This window comes from Leptolyngbya sp. FACHB-671 (genome assembly GCF_014695745.1).
GTDB lineage: Bacteria > Cyanobacteriota > Cyanobacteriia > Elainellales > Elainellaceae > JAAUTN01.
In genome coordinates this window covers 23,947-42,970 of sequence record NZ_JACJOV010000095.1, presented here as the reverse complement: position 1 = coordinate 42,970, position 19,024 = coordinate 23,947, and the positions used below count along the sequence as shown (strand labels likewise).

Here is a 19,024-nt window from a genome sequence, read left to right as displayed (position 1 = left end):
CTAGAGCTTGGTAACGAGCAAGCCCTTCTTTCCCCTCTCCCCTGCCTGTGAAAACAGAACTTCAAGAACGAGCCGATGTCTTAGCTGCCAATTTACAGCGCAGTATTGATGCCTGTTTTGAGGTGTTGCGTTCGATTGGGCAGCTTTATGGTTCGGCGGAGTGGGTGGGGCGGCAAGACTTTGGGCGATTTGTGCAGCCTGTGCTGCTGAGGCATTCCAGCATTCAGGCGTTGGAGTGGTTGCCCCGGTTGCAGGAGTGCGATCGCCCCCTATTCGAGAAAACTCTCCGAGCTGAGGGCTATACAAACTTTCAGGTAACAGAGCGCACAGACGGGCAACTGACTAGAGCGGCAATGCGTCCAGAATATTTTCCGGTTGCTTATGTAGAGCCACTCACTGGCAATGAGCTAGCACTGGGATTTGACCTGTTTTCGGATGCAATTCGGCGGACGGCGCTAGAACGGGCCCGGGATACGGGGGCGATCGCCATCAGTGGTAGGGTCGAACTGGTGCAGGAAACTCAGCGGCAGTTTGGCTTTTTGGTAATTTTGCCGATTTACCGGGGTGCGCCCGGAGAAACCATTGCAGAAAGGCGCGATCGCCTCCAAGGATTCGTTTTGGGCGTCTTTCGGGTAGCAGACGTGGTTCGGGCTTCGTTGTCCGGGTTGAATCTAGACAACATCAACTTCTTTCTGTGTGATCAGTCCGACCAGCCCGACAAAGCATTTTTGGCTACTTATGAAGCTCAGTCTCGACGGGTGCTTGCTAGCCCAGCCGAGGAAAGGGGCTTTCAGGAACACCACTCCTTTTGGCAAGAAAAGCTGTCTGCTCAAGACAACTCGATCTGTAGCCGCAGTTTTACCATTGCCGATCGTCACTGGTCGCTCTTGCTATTGCCCACGTCTGCCTATGTCGATCGAGAAGAGCTATACAAGCAAAGCCGCAGTCTGGCAGATGCAGCGACGGCTGAGGCTGAAAAACTGAAGCAGGTTTTGCTCAATCTGCAACAAACGCAGGCGAGATGGTTTCTAGAAAAGCGATTGATTGCGGTTGGAGTCGGGCTGGTGTTTCTAGTGCTGGGCAGCGTCAACCTGGTTGCTCACCGCAGTATGACTCGCCTGACCTCAAGCACAAACGGCATGGAACGCACGTATAGCACGTTAGCAAGTTTGGCGAAGATCTTAGCGATCGCCACGGATGCCAAAACTCAGTTAGAGAATGTAGAACTTCCTAATTCAGAAACGGCACCCGCGATCGAGCAAATTGATGCTGAAAGCATGGGGACAATTGCTTTCGAAGTGGCATCTTTGCGCCAAGCCATTGCCCCGGATGCTGCTCAGCAAAGCCGCCTGGATCTGCTGGAGCCGCTACTTTCTCAACGCCTTACCTCACTTCAGCAAACCGTGCCACAGCCTCAGAACAATGGTGGCGATCGCCAGCTTCAGCAGCAGATTCAGCAGGTGATTCGTGAAATGGAGCAAGTGGAGCGATCGCGCCTTCAGCAATGGGAAACGCAGGCAGCCGAAAGCGTTCGCAGCATTTTTCTAATCAACATTGGTGGCATTCTTCTGAGTGCGGCACTGTTGGTTTGGGTGTATTACCTGCTGCATCGCCAAATCAATGAACGCCAGCAAGTTGAGGTTGCCTTATTTGAGGCAAACAGTCAGCTAGAAATGGAAGTGCAAGAGCGATCGGCAGAACTGGCGCAAACCAAGGAAATTAGCGATCTGAAGCAACGTTTGTTTTCGATGGTTTCCCACGAATTTCGCACTCCCCTAAGTACGATCCTGCTCTCGACTCAACTGTTGTCCGGTAGTTCTGAAGATTGGGCAGAGGAGAAAAAGCGAAAGAACCTGTCGCGCATTCAGTCTGCCGCCAAAACCCTGGCACAGCTTTTGAACGACATCCTGACGCTCAACCGGGCCGAAGCCGGGAAGCTAGAATTTCGTCCAGAACTCCTCAATCTAGAACCTTTCTGCCAGCAGATTGTCGAAGAAATGCAGCTCAGCACAGGCAGAACTCAGATCGAATTCACCCAATACGGTTACCCGACTCCGGTAAAACTCGACAGCAAACTGTTGCACTCCATTCTGACGAACCTGCTCTCGAACGCTGCGAAGTATTCTCCGCCTGATTCAACCGTGTTGCTCAGCTTGATTTACAATCCGGGTTCAGTTGTGTTTCAGGTCAAAGATTACGGCATTGGCATCCCCCCCGAAGATCAGCAGCGAATTTATGAAACCTTTTACCGCAGCAAAAATGTGGGTGACATTGCAGGCACCGGTCTGGGATTAGCCGTTGTGAAAACCTGCGTAGATTTGCACGGGGGACTAGTTTCAGTGACGAGTGCGATCGCCACTGGCACTACTTTTACCGTGACCTTGCCGCAATAGGAACAGAGTCTAGTGAAGGGTAGTGCGGCTGAGTCGTACTACCCTTCACTAGAAGATCTCAATTTATGCCTTTAGACCATGTGAACTCTGCCAAAAGGTCATTCAAACGACAAATTGAATGCACTAGAAATAGAAATGACCAACCTTGTAAACACTGTTTCTATTTCTATGAAATCAATGACTAATTTGCTTGCTGCTATGGGACGTTGGGCTGTGACCGCCCTGTTTTGTGTTTCAGCGATCGCCTTTGTTTGGCAGGGTGCATTCTTCTCAAACACCGCCGCAATGGCTGCTCCGGGTACGCTTGTAATCGCTGCAAGAACAGAGACAGGTAGCGAGATTCAGCAAGACAACAAAGGCTTTGTTCAGGATGCGGCAGAGAAGGTTAAGGATGCTGCTAATAGCAACGCTAACCGAGTTGATGATGCAACTGACAATGGCAGCTCTATCGGACGCAAAGCTCAAAGAGATGCAGCCCGCATCGAGAAAAGAGCGAATGAAGATGCATCTCGGACTCAGAGAGCGATCGATAACAATGTGAATGCTGTTGAACGCGCTGTTGACAACATCAAAGATGTTTTCAGCAAGTAAGCAATAGTCGATAGCGTCGCTATAAGAAAGCGGTTGAGAACTAGTTTAGGCTAGAACTTCAACCGCTTTTTCAGTTGGATGAGCCTGAGTATTGTGAATAAAACAATTTAGAAAGGACGAAGTTAGCTTAATAACTCCATCCTTTCTAGATTTTGTTGATTCATCTAAGGATTGATAATGCCATAGTAAAGACCCGCTATAAACAAGAGAAGCGCAAGTATAACGCCTACGAGACTAAGTCCAAACGCGTAGGAAGGAGTCTCGTTCTCATCTAAAACATCTTCTTTCAAGCGTGCTTCTTTTTCCGCTTGTGTAGCTTGATGGGGTGGAGAATCGTTGACGGCAAAGGCAGGATTTCCAGACCTTTCTAAATCCATTTCAGTAGTGTTCATGAGTTTTCTTAATACTTCATTAGTAACGTCTCTACTATGTTCTCGCTCAATATCAAGATCTGCCTCTTTCGTTTGGGTTTTCTAAAGTGAGTTTTTCTCTGACAAAGGAAGTAAGGCAAACCTAAGAAGTAAGACTATTAGTAATAAATTTTGTTAAAAGAAGAATAAATCCACCCTTAGTTGGAGAACATTTAGCATCACTTCCTGAATTAAGAAGCATCATAATCTCAGTCAAAGAACCGAACGCTAGAGATTGCCCTATCACTAATGCACGAATCGCCCAAAAAAGCCTGGACTGTAGCCTCTCTAGCAAAACAGATGCCCCTAGCAGAACAGATGCCCATGTCGCGATCGCATTCTCTAGCCCGATTTACAGAACTGGTTAGGATTGCACTTTCTGCGTGAAATAAAAATAAACTTGCAGAACCGTCCTCACCTATGATCTAGAGCAGAGGTTCAGATTAATTGCCTGCTTATGCCTGTTATCTGGGAGTTAGATTTTTACTCTCGTCCGGTGCTGGATGAAAATGACAAAAAACTTTGGGAGGTGCTGATTTGCGAAAGCCCCACAGACATCACCACTGAGCCTGATTCGCTATTTCGTTATGCCAAATTTTGTTCTAACAGCGAAGTGAATTCGGTGACGTTGCGAGAATCGCTGGAAGAGGCGATCGCCCAAGCAGCTAAGCCGCCCTCCCGCATTCGCTTCTTTCGCCGTCAGATGGCTAACATGATCACCAAAGGCTGCGAAGATGCCGGAATCACTGCCTTTGCGAGTCGGCGCACGCTAGCGCTCAATCAGTGGATTGAGCAGCGAATGCAAGAGGTCTATCCCACTTATCCCACCTATCAGCCAGGGACCAATCCTTCGGTAGCAATGGCTGACAACGCGCCACAGCCCTTGCCAGATGCGCTAATTGGGCAACAGTGGGCGTTTGTCAATTTGGAAGCGATCGCTTTCAAAGAGATGCCAGAGTGGGAAATTGGCTTTGGTGAAGCCTTTCCGTTAGAGATGGCAGGCTTAGCGCCAGATGCTCGGGTTCCCGGTTTAATCATCTTCTCGCCCCGTGCTGTGCCGCTGGCAGGCTGGATGTCTGGGCTAGAGCTAGCTTTCCTCAAGTTCAACACTTCTCCACCGCAGCTTGTCCTGGAAACCGGAGCCGACAACGCCTGGATTCTGATCAACTTGCCAACTCCCGCCCTGCAAGCCGAAGCAAAAGCCTTTGAGATTGCTAAGCAGCAGGCAAACCAAGTACATTTCATCGCCGTGCAGACTGACCCAGAATCAGAAACCTTTGCCGGATTTTGGCTGCTGCAAGAACTGAACTTGGCGTAAAGTACCGCGATCGCACAAGATAGTAAACGGTCAACCAAGGAATACTATGGGTTCCGATAACTCGCCACAAATGTTACCGGCAGAGCAACTGCTGGATTTAGCAAAGCAAGCAGGCGCAGAGGCGGCAGAAGTGTTTCAGTCGCGATCGCTCTCTCGTCCAGTCTTTTTTGAGGCAAATCGGCTAAAGCAGCTAGAAAGCTCTCAGGCAGAAGGGACTGCGCTACGGCTTTGGCAGGATGGTCGCCCTGGTTTGGCTGTCGCCTATGGTGCTGTTGAACCGCAAGCATTGGTTGAACGAGCGATTGCCCTCAGCCAACTGAATGATCCAGAAACCATTGAACTCAATACCGCCTCTCACATTACCTACCCAGATTTGGGAGAAGCAGTAGCCGTCGAAACCCTGGTAGATTGGGGCAGAGAGGCGATCGCTCTGGTGCGTCAGGCTTACCCCGAATGTCTCTGCACAGCCGAGTGGGAATGTGAGGCAGAAGTAACGCGCCTGGTCAATTCTCAAGGACTGGACTGTAGCTACACCGACACCACGCTGAGTTGTTATCTATCGGCGGAGTGGGTGCGGGGTGAAGATTTCCTGAGTGTCGCAGACGGGCAAACCCAACGCGGCAGGCTCGATCCGGTGGCTGTGGCCAATCAGGTGTTGCAGCGGCTGGACTGGGCAAAAAACAACGCGGCTTCTCCCAATGGGCGCGTTCCAGTGCTGTTTACCTCCAAGGCAGCAGACATGCTGTGGGGCACCATTCAAGCGGCGATGAATAGCAAACAGGTACTCGAAAAGGCTTCCCCCTGGAGCGATCGTCTGGGAGAACCCGTCACCTCCCCCGACCTGACCGTCTCTCAACAGCCCGAAGCAGGCCCGTTTAGCTGCCCCTTTGATGATGAAGGCACTCCCACCCAACCGATCACCTTTATCAAAGATGGTGTTTTACAGCTTTTTTATACCGATCGTACGCTGGGGCGATCGCTCGGCAGCGGCACCACAGGCAACGGCTTTCGCCCCGGATTGGGCAGCTACCCGACCCCCGGATTGTTTAACTTGCTAATTCAACCTGGCTTCAAATCTCTCTCAGACCTGATCGCCTCCCTCGATTACGGCATCATCGTTGATCAAATGCTGGGTGGCGGTGCAGGCATCTCTGGTGAGTTTTCGGTGAATGTTGATCTGGGCTATCGGGTAGAAAACGGGCAGATCATCGGTCGTGTTAAAGACACCATGGTTGCAGGCAACGTCTACACTGCCCTCAAAAACCTGGTCGAACTTGGAGGCGATGCTGATTGGAACGGTTCCTGCTACACACCTTCAATTATTGTTGAGGGATTGTCAACTACAGGACGCAGTTGATGGTTAAGTTTACACAGGTAGACCTCTACGCCAGCGTTTTAACATTAAAGGCAGACGGATTACGAACAGCTTTAAAAGCGCCAACACATTACTTAAATTTTTAGACTGTCTCGCTAGATATAGAAAAGCTGATGGGTTAAGCCACAACTCCCCCTGCTTCAGTAAGTGCTGAGTCAAGCTCGTATTGTTAAGAGTATGTCTCAGTTCCTCTGGCAACTCTAGGCTAACTGGTAATCGCTTGGGACAAAAGTTGGCATCATATCTAGCATTGACCCAGGCTAGTTCTTTGCCTTTGTAAGTTTTGGCTTCAGGATGACCAAACCCAATATTTGTTGTAAAGGAAGTGGTGGGGACAAGATGCGTCTTCTGGTGATATAAAGCGGCAAGGGTAAATGTAATGACCCAGTCTGTTTGTCGATTTTTCTCCAACCAAAACTGGTTGATCATTGTTCTCTTAGTTTGAGAGGTAGCTGGAATTTTGTAAAACTCGCCAAAAGGATTGTATTGTTCTGATTGATTGGCTAAATTCAGCTCTTTCCACCTATCAGCCCAGGTTGCAAATCCCCAGCTAAAGACACGGTTAGACACGATAAAGTCTGTATCAGTCCGAGGACTCAACTCTGCTGGTAGGCTTGCATAGGCACTAATTGAACATATCTGTTGGTGATGTCGATAAGCTTCTAGAAGCCGACACATCCGATCATAAAAGTGTGGATTAGGAACAATGTCATCCTCTAGATAAATCAAGGAATCATGAGAGGACAAAACTTCTGTTAGACCCAGAATTACGTTTTGGTCGCACCCCAAATTATGATTTCTTTTAACGATATGGACAGGTACGAGTGTAGATAACTCTTCTAGTAGTGAAATGCACTGTTCTATCAAAGGTTCATCATCAGCTTTTCTTGCCCCATCAATAAAACCAATAATCTTAGATGGCATTAGTGATTGTTGACGAACTGCTGCTAAAACTTTTTTGAGCAAATCAGGGCGGGTAAAGGCTACCAGGACAAGTGGAGGTAATTCTACTGGTAGTGGAACATCATTGAGGGAGGTAGGTAATGATACATGGCTAGTCATTCTCTAAAACACTCTTTTTTCTCTGTGAACGATAAAACCTAAGCTCCTCAAGGGCTTGTAGGATTATAGCTCATGCAGATTGGGGGTTGAGTTGAGTAATTTTACTTAAATGCCTGAGCAAACTTTAGCCAGTTGAGACCTGAGCCATGCTTGGGCTAGATTGTGATGGCTGCGTTCATGCCACATCATCTTCACAGAGGAGAGAGGAATTTCAATGGGAACAGCGGTGAGGTAAAGTTGATCGCTCATTCCACTCAGTTCAACCACTCGTGTTGGCAAAACTGCAATTAGATCCGAGTTAATAAGAATTTGGGGAACCACAAAAAACTGATTGACCGTCAGTCCAATGCGGCGAGTGAGTCCTTGTTCCTGTAGGAAGGGTTCAAGCAAACCTGTTGTTTCTCCAGTCAGGGTTACAAGCAAATGTTTTGCTTCGACGTAGCGAGCTAGAGTTAACTTCTTACCTGCAAGTGGATGGTTATGCCGCATCGCACAGACCCAGGTTGAGGTGAAGAGTGTGTGCGATCGCAAACGAGCATTGACCTGTAGAAATACACCAATTGCAAGGTCAATCTCTGCTTGTTCTAGCAGCATTGGAGCATTGATGTGAGTGTTGGGTATAGTCCGCAAATTGATGTTGGGTGCAAGTTTTTCCAATGTGTTGACCAAAGCAGGCAAAATCACATGGGCTGAAAAGTCATTGAGGGCGATCGTGAAGCTAGCACTTTCGACAGCAGAATCGAACTCCACTGGCTCAAAAGTTCGACGAATTTGAGTTAAAGACTCGCGAATAGGCTGCCACATTTCTGTCGCTTTTGGAGTTGGGCTCACTCCACTTGGGACTTTGATGAATAACTCATCATTCACCAAGTGACGTAAGCGTTTGAGAGCATTGCTAACAGCAGGTTGTGTCATATTCAAGCGATCGGCAGCACGAGTCACGTTGAGTTCTGTCATTACCGCATCAAAAATCTTCAGCAGATTCAAATCAAGCTGTTCGTAATTCACTTCAGTGATAACCTTTATGGCAATTATCTATTAGACAATATAACGATTCTGCCAATATCTTAGAACTTGAAGAGCTATGGCAGAGCAAGTCATGAAGAAAGTACTCGTTATTTTGGCTCATCCAAACTTTGCAGAATCCAGAGGCAATAAAGCACTAGTAGAAGCTGTTCAGGAAATTCCCTCGGTAAAGATTCACTATTTGTATGAGCGATATCCAAACTGGCAAATTGATGTGCAGGTGGAGCAGGAGCTTTTGAGAAGCCACGATTTGATCGTGCTTCAGCATCCGTTGCAATGGTACTCAGTGCCGCCACTGCTGAAGAAGTGGATGGATGATGTACTCACTTATGGTTTTGCTTATGGTGAAGCAGGTACAGCCCTTAAGGGAAAGGAGTTGATGCCTGTAGTGACAGCAGGTGGCTTGTCAGAGATGTATGTGGCAGGAGGAGCTGTTAACTTCACGATGAGTGAACTGTTGCGACCGATTCAGCAAACTGCAAATTTTTGCGGAATGAGTTACAAAACACCTTTCGTCGTTCACGGATTTCTGCCGAAAGAGCTGGAAATTCCTGGAACCATTTCAGATGAGCAACTGTTACAGGCATCAAATTGGTACAAACAACTTTTGCAGCAATGTGTCGCGAGTTAATACTCACATTTAAGTGGAGCAATGTATGTCGCTTTCTATTCGATTAGTTCGAGCAGTCATTCAGGCTGTGCAGCGATCGCACTTCAGAACGATTGTTAAAACAATGGCTTTTCTGCTCATTGCGCTCATCCTCACTTTGCCGATGAAATCACCGACAGTTAATGCAGCCCATGAGGAAAGTACTCCCAACGCAGGAGCTTATCAGTTTCAGGTAGGAAGTTTCAAAGTTGCGACGATTTCTGATGGATTACTAACACTGCCTCCTCTGCCAACCTACGCTCCAACAGCCGATCCGATAGAAGTGGAGAGAGCAATGGTAGAACGATTTTGGTCACCTAGCGACTTATCCCTCTATTTCAATGCAACGTATGTGGATACAGGCGCTCATCAAGTCCTAATTGACACAGGTGCAGGGATAGAGCTTGGAGCAGGGCTTGCAAAACTGGCGCAAAATCTTCGGAGTATAGGAGTTCAACCTCGAGACATTGATACGGTGATCATTACTCATGCTCATCCTGATCACATTGGAGGGATTGTTTCTCCTGATGGACAACTTACCTTTCCTAACGCTCAATATTACATTTCAGCCGCCGAGTGGCAGTTTTGGACAACCCCCACGATTGATTTATCACCCCTAATTATTCCTGAAGCTTTCAAGCAAGGTATTGTTGCATCTGCACAGAAGCATTTAGGGGCGATCGCCAACAAAGTGAGCCAGTTTCAACCTAATCAAGAAATTGTTCCAGGCATTACTGCGATCGCTGCACCAGGACATACTCCGGGTCAATCAGCATTACAAATTAAATCTGAAGCCTCTCAGTTGATGGTCACTGCTGATGTCTTCTTCAATGAAGCGTTTGATTTAGAACATCCTGAATGGCAAACTGGGTTTGACTTTAACCCGCAACAAGCAGCAGAAACGCGGCGTAGGCTACTCGATCAGGTCACTCAAGATCGAACAATGGTGAGTGCTTATCACATGCCGTTTCCTGCAGTGGGTCACATTCGTGTAAGGGGCGATCGCTATGAATGGGAACCTACCCTCTGGCAATTCGAGCCTTAGAACGTATAAAGTCCGCTAGAATCCTTCTCTTATTTTGAAGGACTCCGGGCTGTCTCTATATTTCTACGTCTGAAGTTCAGAAGCGGGTATGGGGAACTCTGTTCTTCTACTCAAGTTCATTAGAGAACAGCAATACTTCACGTGAATTTCACTCCTGATTTTGAGGAGTTTGAGGAGATTGTTAAAAAAACTTTCCTGATTCACGTTTTTGGGCTTGAAAGATGACACAGGGGCAAAGTCTACCAAAAGCAAAGACACCATCTGTAATGCTGTCAAGGGAATCTCATGACAGAACTCACACAGGCTATCCTGTTGTCACCTTCTAGAAGGGACAGCTACTCAATTCAGCCCTCTTCTCGTTTCTTGCCGTCTTTATGGGAACCCATTGACCCGGAGCCATCTCCCTCAAAGTGGTTTACTTCAGATGGACAGCGGCGTGTAGTAGTTGTGGCTGGACTCGCAGTGGCTGTGACTTCTGCAAATCTGGCACAAATCTTGAGCCGCGCCCCCGAATATGAGGGAAAGTTCCAGATTTCGGTGGAGCCTGCGATCGCCAACCGTTCTCCTCAAGCCCAAGCCCTGAGCAATGGCTATGAGACAGCGGTTCCTACGATTGATTATGATACTCAAATTGAGGTTTTAAGGAGTGCTGTACTCCTTAGCCCGGTCGTTGAACAGCTTCAAGCGCAAGACATTGAGCTTGACTATGATGCTTTGAGCCGCAACTTGCACATTGCCCAGCTTGAAGCACCAGGAATGTTGGAGATTACCTATCGCGATGCAGATCCTGAAACTGTTCAGGTTGTTCTAGACCAGGTTGTGGATGCTTACCTGAACTATGGACAACAGTGCCAATCAGGTGCTTGTAAAGGACTCGAATTTGTTGATGCTCAGATTCCCCAGGTGCAGCAAAGGGTGGAAGATTTGCGTCAGCAGCTACAGGGGTTTCAGCAACAGCATGGCTTAAGCGATCCAGATGCCCAAGGGCAACGCTTGTCTGCTTTTTCTCGCGAAATTGCAAACCAGCAGGCAACCTTACAAACGACTCTGCCGAAGATTCGCAGCAGTCAGGTAATGTTACAGCAGCAAATGGGTTTGCCTGATTCGGCGATCGCCGAAACCTTGTTAAATCAGTCATCTAGCTATCAAACGCTGCTCGACCAGCTCCGAACCGTAGAGTTAGAAATTGCCCAAGAATCGACTCGCTTCCAAGTGAATGCTGAAAAAGTCGAGTCTTTGCAGCAAGAGCATCGTGAGTTGCAGCTACAAATGCGTCTGGAAGCTCGACAGATTGCACTCAGTTACTTATCCACCAATCCCACGATTGCAATCACAGAGTCGGTGGAAATGCCTGTTTCACCAGAAATGGCCCTACGTTGGATTGAAACCACTCAATACCTCCAGGTTCTAGAAATTCGTCAACAGTCCCTTGAACGAGCGGAAACGCTGCTGGTCCAGCAAACGGAACAGTGGGCAGCGCTGTCTCGTCAACACTCACAAGTGGAACAGGAGTTGCATACTGCCACTAGCACTTTAAACCAGTATCTTGCGAAGCGGCAAGAGCTAGAACCGCAGGCTGCTCAGCAGAAAATTGCCTGGGAAGTCATTGCTCCACCAGAATTAATTCACGATCAAACAGGTCAACCTGCACCCACAATTCCTAATCTCCAGCGTGATTTAAGTGCAGGAATTGCCTTTAGCATGTTGCTTGCGACTGGAGCGGCGATCGCCCTTGACAGACGTAAATCCCTTAACTCTGCTATTCAAACCAAAACTACCATCACTCACCTTGACATCCAATCCAGGCTGGCAATGCTGGCGCGGTACGTTGGTCTGAATACAGAACAACATACCAAAGGGCAAACTATGCTGACTAACTGCTATCCCATATTGAGACTGCCAGCAGGATTTCAGCAATCACAACCCGTTCAATTCCAAGCAGATGCTCACTCGCATCAATCAGATTGGACTTCGGCACCCCTAACCATTACTGCAGAACTAGTTTCTGAAGAGTCGGCTTCCGAACCTAAACTCGTTTTCGCGAGTTAGGTATAAACTGCTACGATGCTGATGATTTTTCAAGGATTGAGCTTAATGCTTGAGGCGATCGCAATTCTTACGCATCTCTTCATGAAATAGGATGTGAAAGGATGAGTATGTTCATGTAATTCGGTATATTTTGTTAGTGTGGATCAGTAGTTGACGAGCAGCTAAACCATTGCTTAATCGCTCTGCCGCTGCTCGAAGTATTCACTTTTGAGTTACAAAAGCTACGAATCAGCCTGCTTAGGGTTGAGCTCAAAAATTCTTATCAACTGTGCCCAAATCCGACTTAACTTCAAAATAATCTTCCGGATAGGCTAGTGGTTTTACGTAGACATAGATAGTTAGACATTGTTCAAGGTTATGCTCAATGTCGTTCATTACCCCTCCATCTACCTTCTCTCTGGTGCCGAACTGCCACAGCTATTGCTAATTACATTCCTGAATGTGTGTTGCAACTTCAGGACAACTTAGCAAACAGGACTTCTACCATTAACCTCAATTTCTTTTGCAAACACACGTTTGGTCAAAGAGGTCTGTTATTGACCTTTTCACAGGGTGGCTGAACCGTAGCGGACGCATTTAACGCTGCATCCAAAAGCAAAAAAACAGTTATTGGATAGAGGAGTCATACTGTGAAACCACCCCTTAAAAAGGTGAGTGTGGTCAATTCCCCCGTTACCGCTTCACCATTCGACGAGCAAATAAAAGTAATTTTGGAATGGGCTAGCAAACATCTCAGTAAAGTTGTTTGTGTCGCTAACGTTCACATGGTGACAGAGGCGTATTTAAACCAGGACTTTAGCAAGGTTCTCAAAAGCGCTGATCTGGTTACACCGGATGGAATGCCGCTGGTCTGGATGATGAAACTGTTGGGAGTGCGAGATCAAGACCGCGTCGCAGGTTTAGACATCCTACTAGCTCTTTGTAAAGCTGCTCCCTCAACTGATGTTGGACTGTTCTTTGTAGGTTCTGAGACGCCTATCCTTGATCAGATGAGAGCAAAGCTAAATCAAGAATTTCCTGACCTACAAATTGCTGGAATGGAACCGTTACCCTTCCGACCCCTTACACCAGCGGAAGATGAGGCGTTGATTCAAAAAATTAATGCGAGTGGTGCAGGTGTGGTTTTGGTGTCATTAGGCTGTCCAAAACAGGAACGCTGGATGGCAGAGCATAAGGACAAAATTCACGCGGTCATGATTGGCTTAGGTGGAGCTTTCCCAGTTTATGCAGGTATTTGCAAGAGAGCGCCTCGTTGGGTTCGAGAAATGGGTCTGGAGTGGTTCTACAGACTCATTCAAGAACCTCGTCGGCTCTGGAAACGCTACAGCACGACGATTCCTCTGTTTTTGTGGTTGGCGACAAAGCAGTTGATTAAACAACCCAAAGTGTTGTTACGCTCTCAAGGGTAGATCACCAATCCTTTGAAGTCACATACTCACTAATAAACAAGGGGCCTATGCTCCTTGTTTTTGCGCGATCGCCCATTCTACAGTTGCAGCTATACAGGTTAGGAAAAAGAGGGGAGGCAGGGCTAAGCCCTGCCTCCCCTCTTTTTCCTAACTTAAATAACTTGCCGATTTTTGTTTGCTAAACGTAGGGGAAAAACTCTTTAGAACAACTTTAAGACCAAGAATTAAAAAACTAAGACCAAGAATTAAAAAATTAAGAATGTGTCCTACTTAATGAAAACTTGTCCCTGATTTTAATGGAGAAGAGGTGAATATACTGACTAGTCAACTTACGAGGAACATTTGATAAATAAGTGGTTTCTTTAACAAGAGGACGGTGAGTGTAAAAATACCGTGAAACCACGCAATATGTCTTGTGGCTACAGTACAGTCACATACAATTGACTTATTGCAAGATGCGTTTTTTTAAGCCCTACGTATTTCTCTCAGGTGCTAATTCTCTACCCAAGGTGCGCCGCTAGCTACGAAGCTTTTAAGACTATTCGCAAAGAATAGCTTACGAAAACCTCGGTAGCTGACTCAGGTTCAACCATTACCCTTCAACCCGAACAAGCACACACACTAGGTAGGTTAAGCATGAATTTCAAATCATTTGCTCTTAAGACCGCGATCGCTGCCACTGTACTCACAGGCTCCACACTAGCGGTTTCTCCTGCTGAAGCTCTAGAGTTTGGTAGCCAACTAGATTTTACAGGATACGCTGTTGTTAGCCCAGAGAGTTTGGATTTCAAATTGTACAATGGCGCTGTAGATACCTTAACTGGTGAGGACATTGGTGAGTTTTCTGTTGCCGTTAGCGGTAAAACAGGTAGCTTCACCGGATTGCCATCTGTGAATCTTCCATTCCTCGGAGCAATAACGGTTGGTCAAGTCAAAGACATCTCCTCTGTAGCAAGCTTTACGGCTATTAACAACTTCTTGTACTTCGGTGAAAATAGCCCCTTCAACTTCAACCTAACTTCCTTTGCATATAACTCTACCAAAGAGTTGTATGAGTTTAGTGGACTTTTTGCTGACAACACCATAGGAACTGGTCGTCTAACCACTCAATTCATGGGGAATAATCAGAATAGCTACTCCGTCACTATCGTCGCAGGCAATGAAATTCCCACTCCTGCTCTGCTCCCCGGTTTGATCGGCATGGGTGCAGCTGTGCTGCGGAAGCGTAATGCTGAAGAGAATGAGCAGGTAGAAGCAGAAGCATAGATTGATTGGTGATCAAATGCTCTGCCTTTAGAGACGGTCCTTTAAACGTTAGTTCCTCTGTGTAGGTAACTAATAACTACTCCATTTGGAACTGTTCTACTAGTCAAGGTTGATAGGGATAGCTGTTTTGGAAGCCGTTCCGACGCAGCTATCCCTCCCTTTAACTTCTTCTAAGTTTGTGTGTTGCAGTCCAGTTTACAGCAGTTTTTTCCCCTACCAATCCTTTAACTTCTATGGCAAGTATCTCTGCCCCCAACTTTGCTCACCCCTACGCTGCCAGAAACCTCTGCCGCATTGTTGGGTTCACCTGTCTGGCTGGTTTCTTGTTTGATTTACTGTTGCTGGCACTGCCACCTAACCTCGGTAGCCTAGAATGGCGGGTTGGGTTTATGCAGCAAATTGGCGATCGCAGCATTATTCTACTTTTTGGCGCAGCCCTCACGATGTTTGGCAGCCTTGATAGTCGCCAATGGCTGAAGCAATTGGCAATGGGCTGTTTAATTATTGGTGTTGTCTTTCACCTTTCCTGCATTTTGCTTTTGCGAGATAGTCTAGTTCTACAACAGCAGGCGATCGCCAACATTTCTACCCAGGCTGCCGAACTGCAAACGCAACTAGAAGCATCTGAAAATGACCCGGCGGCGGCTGAAGTCAGTCCAGAGGAGCGACAGCAAGTTAACCAAATGCTCACAACTCGTGCCGAGACGCTTAGACAAAATGCTAGAACTGGAATTTTGAAAGCTGGACTTTCCACCGTTGGTAACCTGGTTGTGATTGGAATTGGGCTAGTTAGCCTGGGACGCTACGGAATGCGACAGCGTTAATAGCGTTAATTGAGATAAGACGATTTCATGTTAGAAATACTTGCTGCAGGGACGAACGTCTGTTCATCCCTGCAACTAATTTGTTAACCTACAGCTGCGATCGCGTCCGGTCTTCAAGGAAGCAGATCTGCGACTTCTTTGAGGAGTTGCAGATCTTTGCTTTTGGTATTGCATCCTGCCTATGGAGATCCGGAGGATGCGATTGCCGTTCGTCTACTCTAGACTTACTGGAGTAGCGAGCGGACTCATAATGGATGTAATGGTGGAAGCCAGAGGGCTAGAAAAGTGCTTTGGCAAGACAAAAGCTTTACAGGGCATTAATCTCTCGGTGCCTCCTGGGTCAGTGTTGGGGGTGCTGGGACCAAATGGAGCAGGTAAAACCACAACAATTAATTGCCTGACAACCCTGCTCAAGCCTGATAAAGGGTATGCCACGATCGCCGGATACGATGTCATTAAACAGCCCGCTGCGGTGCGATCGCTAATTGGCGTAACGGGTCAGTTTGCAGCGGTTGATGAAGAATTGACTGCCCGCGAAAATCTAATTCTGTTTGGGCGATTGCTGCGACTCTCTGCCAACACGGCAGCAAAACGGGCAACAGAGCTGCTTCAACAGTTTGAGCTACTAGAGGCAGGCAATCGCCGGGTCAAGGAATTTTCGGGTGGAATGCGTCGTCGCTTGGACTTAGCAGCCAGTATTGTAGCTGAGCCGCTGGTGCTGTTTTTGGATGAACCAACTACGGGGCTTGACCCACGCAGCCGTCGTCAACTCTGGGATATGGTTGTCGCGCTAAAAAAACGCGGTATCACCATTTTTTTAACCACACAATATTTAGAAGAAGCAGACGAGCTTGCCGATCGCATTGTCGTGATCGATCGCGGCACCGTTATTGCAGAAGGCACTTCTGATGATCTAAAAAATCGCGTCGGTGGGACATTCTGCAAACTGGAACTGGCAGACCCCAAGGATGAGCCAAAAGTGAGACGAGCGCTATCTGGGTTAGGGGATATTGCAGGCACCGGAACACTTACTCTGGCTGCACCCGATGGTGTCACAACTTTATCTGAAGTGGTTCGTCGGGTGGATGCTATCGGCATTACCCTGGCTGATATTTCTCTCTGTCGTCCCAGTTTGGATGATGTGTTTTTTGCCCTGACCGGACACACCACAGGAGAAACCATATGACTGCGATCGACTTGCAGGCTAAAGCCAAACAACTGGTGAAGGTTCGGTGTGAAGCCGGAATTAGTAGAGCGATCGCCGATAGTTTCATCATTGGTCAGCGCAACTTAATTCGGCTGAGTCGTCAGCCAGCCGTCATTACTGGTGTGTTAGTGTTTCCTATTGTGTTTCTGACTGCCTTCCTGCTTGCTTTTGAGCGATCAATGTCTGCTCAAAACATTGATTACATCCAATACCTGGTGCCCATTATCACGCTTCAAGCGATGTTTTTTACTGCAATGAATTCTGCTAGCAACCTGGCAGGTGATATTGATACAGGAATGCTGCAACGCTGTCGGGCAATGCCGATCTCACGGGCGGCTGTTCTAGGTGGGCTACTAATTGCCTACTTGGCCAGGGCAATTGTCACGATCGCCATTCTACTTCCCGTTGCTTACCTTTATGGTTTTCGGTTTCAGGCAGGGGTGTTGTCTGCGATCGGATACATTTTACTCACTTTATTCTTTACCACCGTCGCTGTCACTGGCTACTCTCTCCTCGCTTTGGGGCTAAAGAAACCTGATCTGGTGCAATCTCTTGTGATTGTTCCTTATGCTCCTTTTCTATTGCTTAGCAGTGGATTTAGCCCTGCCGAAAACTTTCCAAATTGGCTTCAGCCCTTTGTCATAGCTCAACCTGTGAGTCATATTGCAGCGGCTCTCAGGGCACTGGCTAGTGGTGAACCGCTGCTGATTCCGTTGCTGTGGTCAATCGGCTGGTTAATTGTGCTGTTATTTGGATTCGGATTTACTGCGATCTGGCTTTACCGGAGGATTTCCTGATGACGCTTCCTTTGAATGCCGCTCAACTGGTTGAAATCCGACAAGAAGGTGGACTCTTTCGCGACCTGCATGACATTGCCATTGTGACTCAGCGCAACCTACTATTAGATCTGAGAAATCCGGCTGTGATCATTGGTTCAACTGGTTTTCCTATTTTCTTGATGCTTATCTTTACAGCCAGTTTTGCAAAGGTTGTGGTGCCAAATGGCTCTTACACAGACTACGCACAGTTTTTGGTACCACTTAGCACAATTCAGGGATTGTTGTTTAGCACGATCAATACAGGAACCGCACTCTACTATGACCTTAGAAGCGGCATGGTATCTCGACTTCGCACCCTGCCCATCGCCCGTTCTGCCGTGTTAGCCGGACGCATTTTAGGTGGGGCCGGACGGCTCCTCGTTCAGGTCACTTTCATCACTTTAGTGGGACATTTAATCGGATTTCGCTTCCAAAATGGATTCATCAACAGTCTGCTCTATCTACTCCTTCCTGTCGTCTTCACCTCTGCTTTTTCCTGGGTGGCAGTCTTTCTAGCCGTAAAAGCCAAATCTGCTGAAACCGTTCAGGCGGCCATGGCTCCCTGGTTGTTGCCACTCACTTTTCTTAGCATTGGCTACGTCCCCAAAGAAGGATTTCCCGAATGGGTTCAGGGGTTTGTGTCCCTCAATCCCGTTTCTGCTGTAGCTCAAGCCATGCGAGGGCTATCATTCGGTGGCCCTTATGTTGAATATGTGATTCAGTCCTTACTGTGGAGTGCAGCGCTGACTGCCGTATTTAGCACTCTGGCGATTCGGGCGTATCAGAAACGTAATTCGTAAGATTGTGTCGCAATAGTTGGGCCTGCTGGGTAATCAATTCCCAGTTTTGAGTGGCGATCGCCTCCTCGGGAAACAACTGCCCCGATAGCCCCACTGCGATCGCCCCTGCATCCAAAAATGACCTGGCATTCTGGATTGTTACGCCACCTGTTGGAATCAGGGGGATGTTGCCCAATGGACCCTGCAAGCTGCGAATATAGTCAGCTCCTCCTAGGGCCTGCACCGGAAATACTTTCACGCTCGCGGCACCGGCTTGCCAGGCCGTAACAATTTCTGTGGGTGAAAATGCCCCTGGAATAATTGGTACCTGTTGGGCAACTGCCACCTCAATTAGATTCAAATCGACATGCGGGGTAAACAAAAACTCAGCTCCAGCGGCGATCGCATCTTTTAATTGGTCAAGCGTGAGTAAAGTACCTGTACCAATTACACAATCAGGTAACTCATCCCGCAACTGTTGAATCAACTCACCTGCACGATCGCTATTCCAAGTAATTTCAATTAGTTTCATATTTGCAGCGGCGATCGCTCTAGCCATACTAAGTCCCAAACTTAACTGGGGTACACGAATGACGGCGATCGCCCGCTGCTGTTGCACCAAATTCTGCCAAGCGCTCTTAAACATACCTCTAAAAACAAAATTTGTTGGCTAAAGACCAAACCACATTACTGCGTCTACCTTTTAGCCTAGTTGTCACTTCAATAATTGAGACTTTGCTCCGAAATTTAACAAGTGCCACGTCAGCCAGGCGGGAGATGAATCGCAGTCAGCATTTTCATAA

At 47.5% G+C, this 19,024-nt stretch carries 17 protein-coding genes; 13 read left to right on the top strand and 4 right to left on the bottom strand.

Annotated elements, in window-relative coordinates; genetic code table 11:
• Positions 1–47 precede the first annotated feature (47 nt).
• Positions 48–2,393: a CHASE domain-containing protein gene (locus tag H6F93_RS12895; RefSeq protein WP_190681266.1), complete on the top strand. Its 2,346-nt coding sequence runs from the start codon at positions 48–50 to the stop codon at positions 2,391–2,393.
• A gap of 168 nt (positions 2,394–2,561) precedes the next feature.
• A complete protein-coding gene (locus H6F93_RS12890; protein WP_242043430.1) occupies positions 2,562–2,984 on the top strand; it encodes a hypothetical protein in 423 nt (140 codons plus the stop codon).
• A gap of 164 nt (positions 2,985–3,148) precedes the next feature.
• Here H6F93_RS12890 and H6F93_RS12885 read toward each other — a convergent pair whose 3' ends face one another.
• Positions 3,149–3,376 (bottom strand): hypothetical protein, encoded by a 228-nt coding sequence (locus H6F93_RS12885; protein ID WP_190681262.1) that lies wholly within the window; start codon positions 3,374–3,376, stop codon positions 3,149–3,151.
• A 475-nt stretch (positions 3,377–3,851) separates the two neighbouring features.
• Here H6F93_RS12885 and H6F93_RS12880 point away from each other — a divergent pair, with 475 nt between their 5' ends.
• Positions 3,852–4,712: a Tab2/Atab2 family RNA-binding protein gene (locus H6F93_RS12880; protein WP_190681260.1), complete on the top strand. Its 861-nt coding sequence runs from the start codon at positions 3,852–3,854 to the stop codon at positions 4,710–4,712.
• A gap of 46 nt (positions 4,713–4,758) precedes the next feature.
• Positions 4,759–6,069, top strand: coding sequence for a TldD/PmbA family protein (locus H6F93_RS12875; RefSeq protein ID WP_190681258.1), 1,311 nt, complete (start codon positions 4,759–4,761; stop codon positions 6,067–6,069).
• Positions 6,070–6,078: 9 nt separating this feature from the next.
• Here the strand turns inward: H6F93_RS12875 and H6F93_RS12870 are convergent, their stop codons facing one another.
• Together H6F93_RS12870 and H6F93_RS12865 are read right to left on the bottom strand one after the other, a co-directional pair.
• On the bottom strand, positions 6,079–7,053 hold the full coding sequence (locus tag H6F93_RS12870) for a glycosyltransferase family protein (RefSeq protein WP_199313682.1): 975 nt from the start codon (positions 7,051–7,053) through the stop codon (positions 6,079–6,081).
• A gap of 201 nt (positions 7,054–7,254) precedes the next feature.
• Positions 7,255–8,157, bottom strand: a complete 903-nt coding sequence (locus tag H6F93_RS12865; RefSeq protein WP_190681254.1) for a LysR substrate-binding domain-containing protein — start codon at positions 8,155–8,157, stop codon at positions 7,255–7,257.
• Between the two features lie 76 nt (positions 8,158–8,233).
• Between H6F93_RS12865 and H6F93_RS12860 the strand changes: the two genes are divergently transcribed.
• The 9 genes from H6F93_RS12860 (at position 8,234) to H6F93_RS12820 (ending at position 18,242) form a co-directional block, all read left to right on the top strand.
• Positions 8,234–8,806: an NAD(P)H-dependent oxidoreductase gene (locus H6F93_RS12860; RefSeq protein ID WP_190681252.1), complete on the top strand. Its 573-nt coding sequence runs from the start codon at positions 8,234–8,236 to the stop codon at positions 8,804–8,806.
• 25 nt (positions 8,807–8,831) lie between these two features.
• Entirely contained in the window at positions 8,832–9,869 is a 1,038-nt protein-coding gene (locus tag H6F93_RS12855; RefSeq protein WP_190681249.1) for an MBL fold metallo-hydrolase, read from the top strand.
• A gap of 285 nt (positions 9,870–10,154) precedes the next feature.
• Entirely contained in the window at positions 10,155–11,918 is a 1,764-nt protein-coding gene (locus tag H6F93_RS12850) for a GumC family protein (protein WP_190681247.1), read from the top strand.
• Between the two features lie 629 nt (positions 11,919–12,547).
• Entirely contained in the window at positions 12,548–13,327 is a 780-nt protein-coding gene (locus H6F93_RS12845) for a WecB/TagA/CpsF family glycosyltransferase (protein WP_190644298.1), read from the top strand.
• Between the two features lie 636 nt (positions 13,328–13,963).
• Entirely contained in the window at positions 13,964–14,593 is a 630-nt protein-coding gene (locus tag H6F93_RS12840) for a PTPA-CTERM sorting domain-containing protein (protein WP_190681245.1), read from the top strand.
• A 233-nt stretch (positions 14,594–14,826) separates the two neighbouring features.
• Positions 14,827–15,417 (top strand): HpsJ-like protein, cyanoexosortase C-associated, encoded by a 591-nt coding sequence (hpsJ-C, locus tag H6F93_RS12835; RefSeq protein ID WP_190644300.1) that lies wholly within the window; start codon positions 14,827–14,829, stop codon positions 15,415–15,417.
• Between the two features lie 196 nt (positions 15,418–15,613).
• Positions 15,614–16,603 (top strand): efflux ABC transporter ATPase subunit, DrrA-related, encoded by a 990-nt coding sequence (locus tag H6F93_RS12830; RefSeq protein ID WP_242043429.1) that lies wholly within the window; start codon positions 15,614–15,616, stop codon positions 16,601–16,603.
• Positions 16,600–17,421, top strand: a complete 822-nt coding sequence (locus H6F93_RS12825) for an ABC transporter permease (protein ID WP_190681243.1) — start codon at positions 16,600–16,602, stop codon at positions 17,419–17,421. The genes H6F93_RS12830 and H6F93_RS12825 overlap by 4 nt, the downstream gene beginning before the upstream one ends.
• Positions 17,421–18,242, top strand: coding sequence for an ABC transporter permease (locus H6F93_RS12820; RefSeq protein WP_190681241.1), 822 nt, complete (start codon positions 17,421–17,423; stop codon positions 18,240–18,242). Before H6F93_RS12825 ends, H6F93_RS12820 begins: the two co-directional genes overlap by 1 nt.
• On the opposite strand, the gene H6F93_RS12815 is transcribed toward H6F93_RS12820, so the two are convergent.
• Positions 18,199–18,867, bottom strand: coding sequence for a bifunctional 4-hydroxy-2-oxoglutarate aldolase/2-dehydro-3-deoxy-phosphogluconate aldolase (locus tag H6F93_RS12815; RefSeq protein ID WP_190681238.1), 669 nt, complete (start codon positions 18,865–18,867; stop codon positions 18,199–18,201). The genes H6F93_RS12820 and H6F93_RS12815 overlap by 44 nt on opposite strands.
• Between the last annotated feature and the right edge of the window lie 157 nt (positions 18,868–19,024).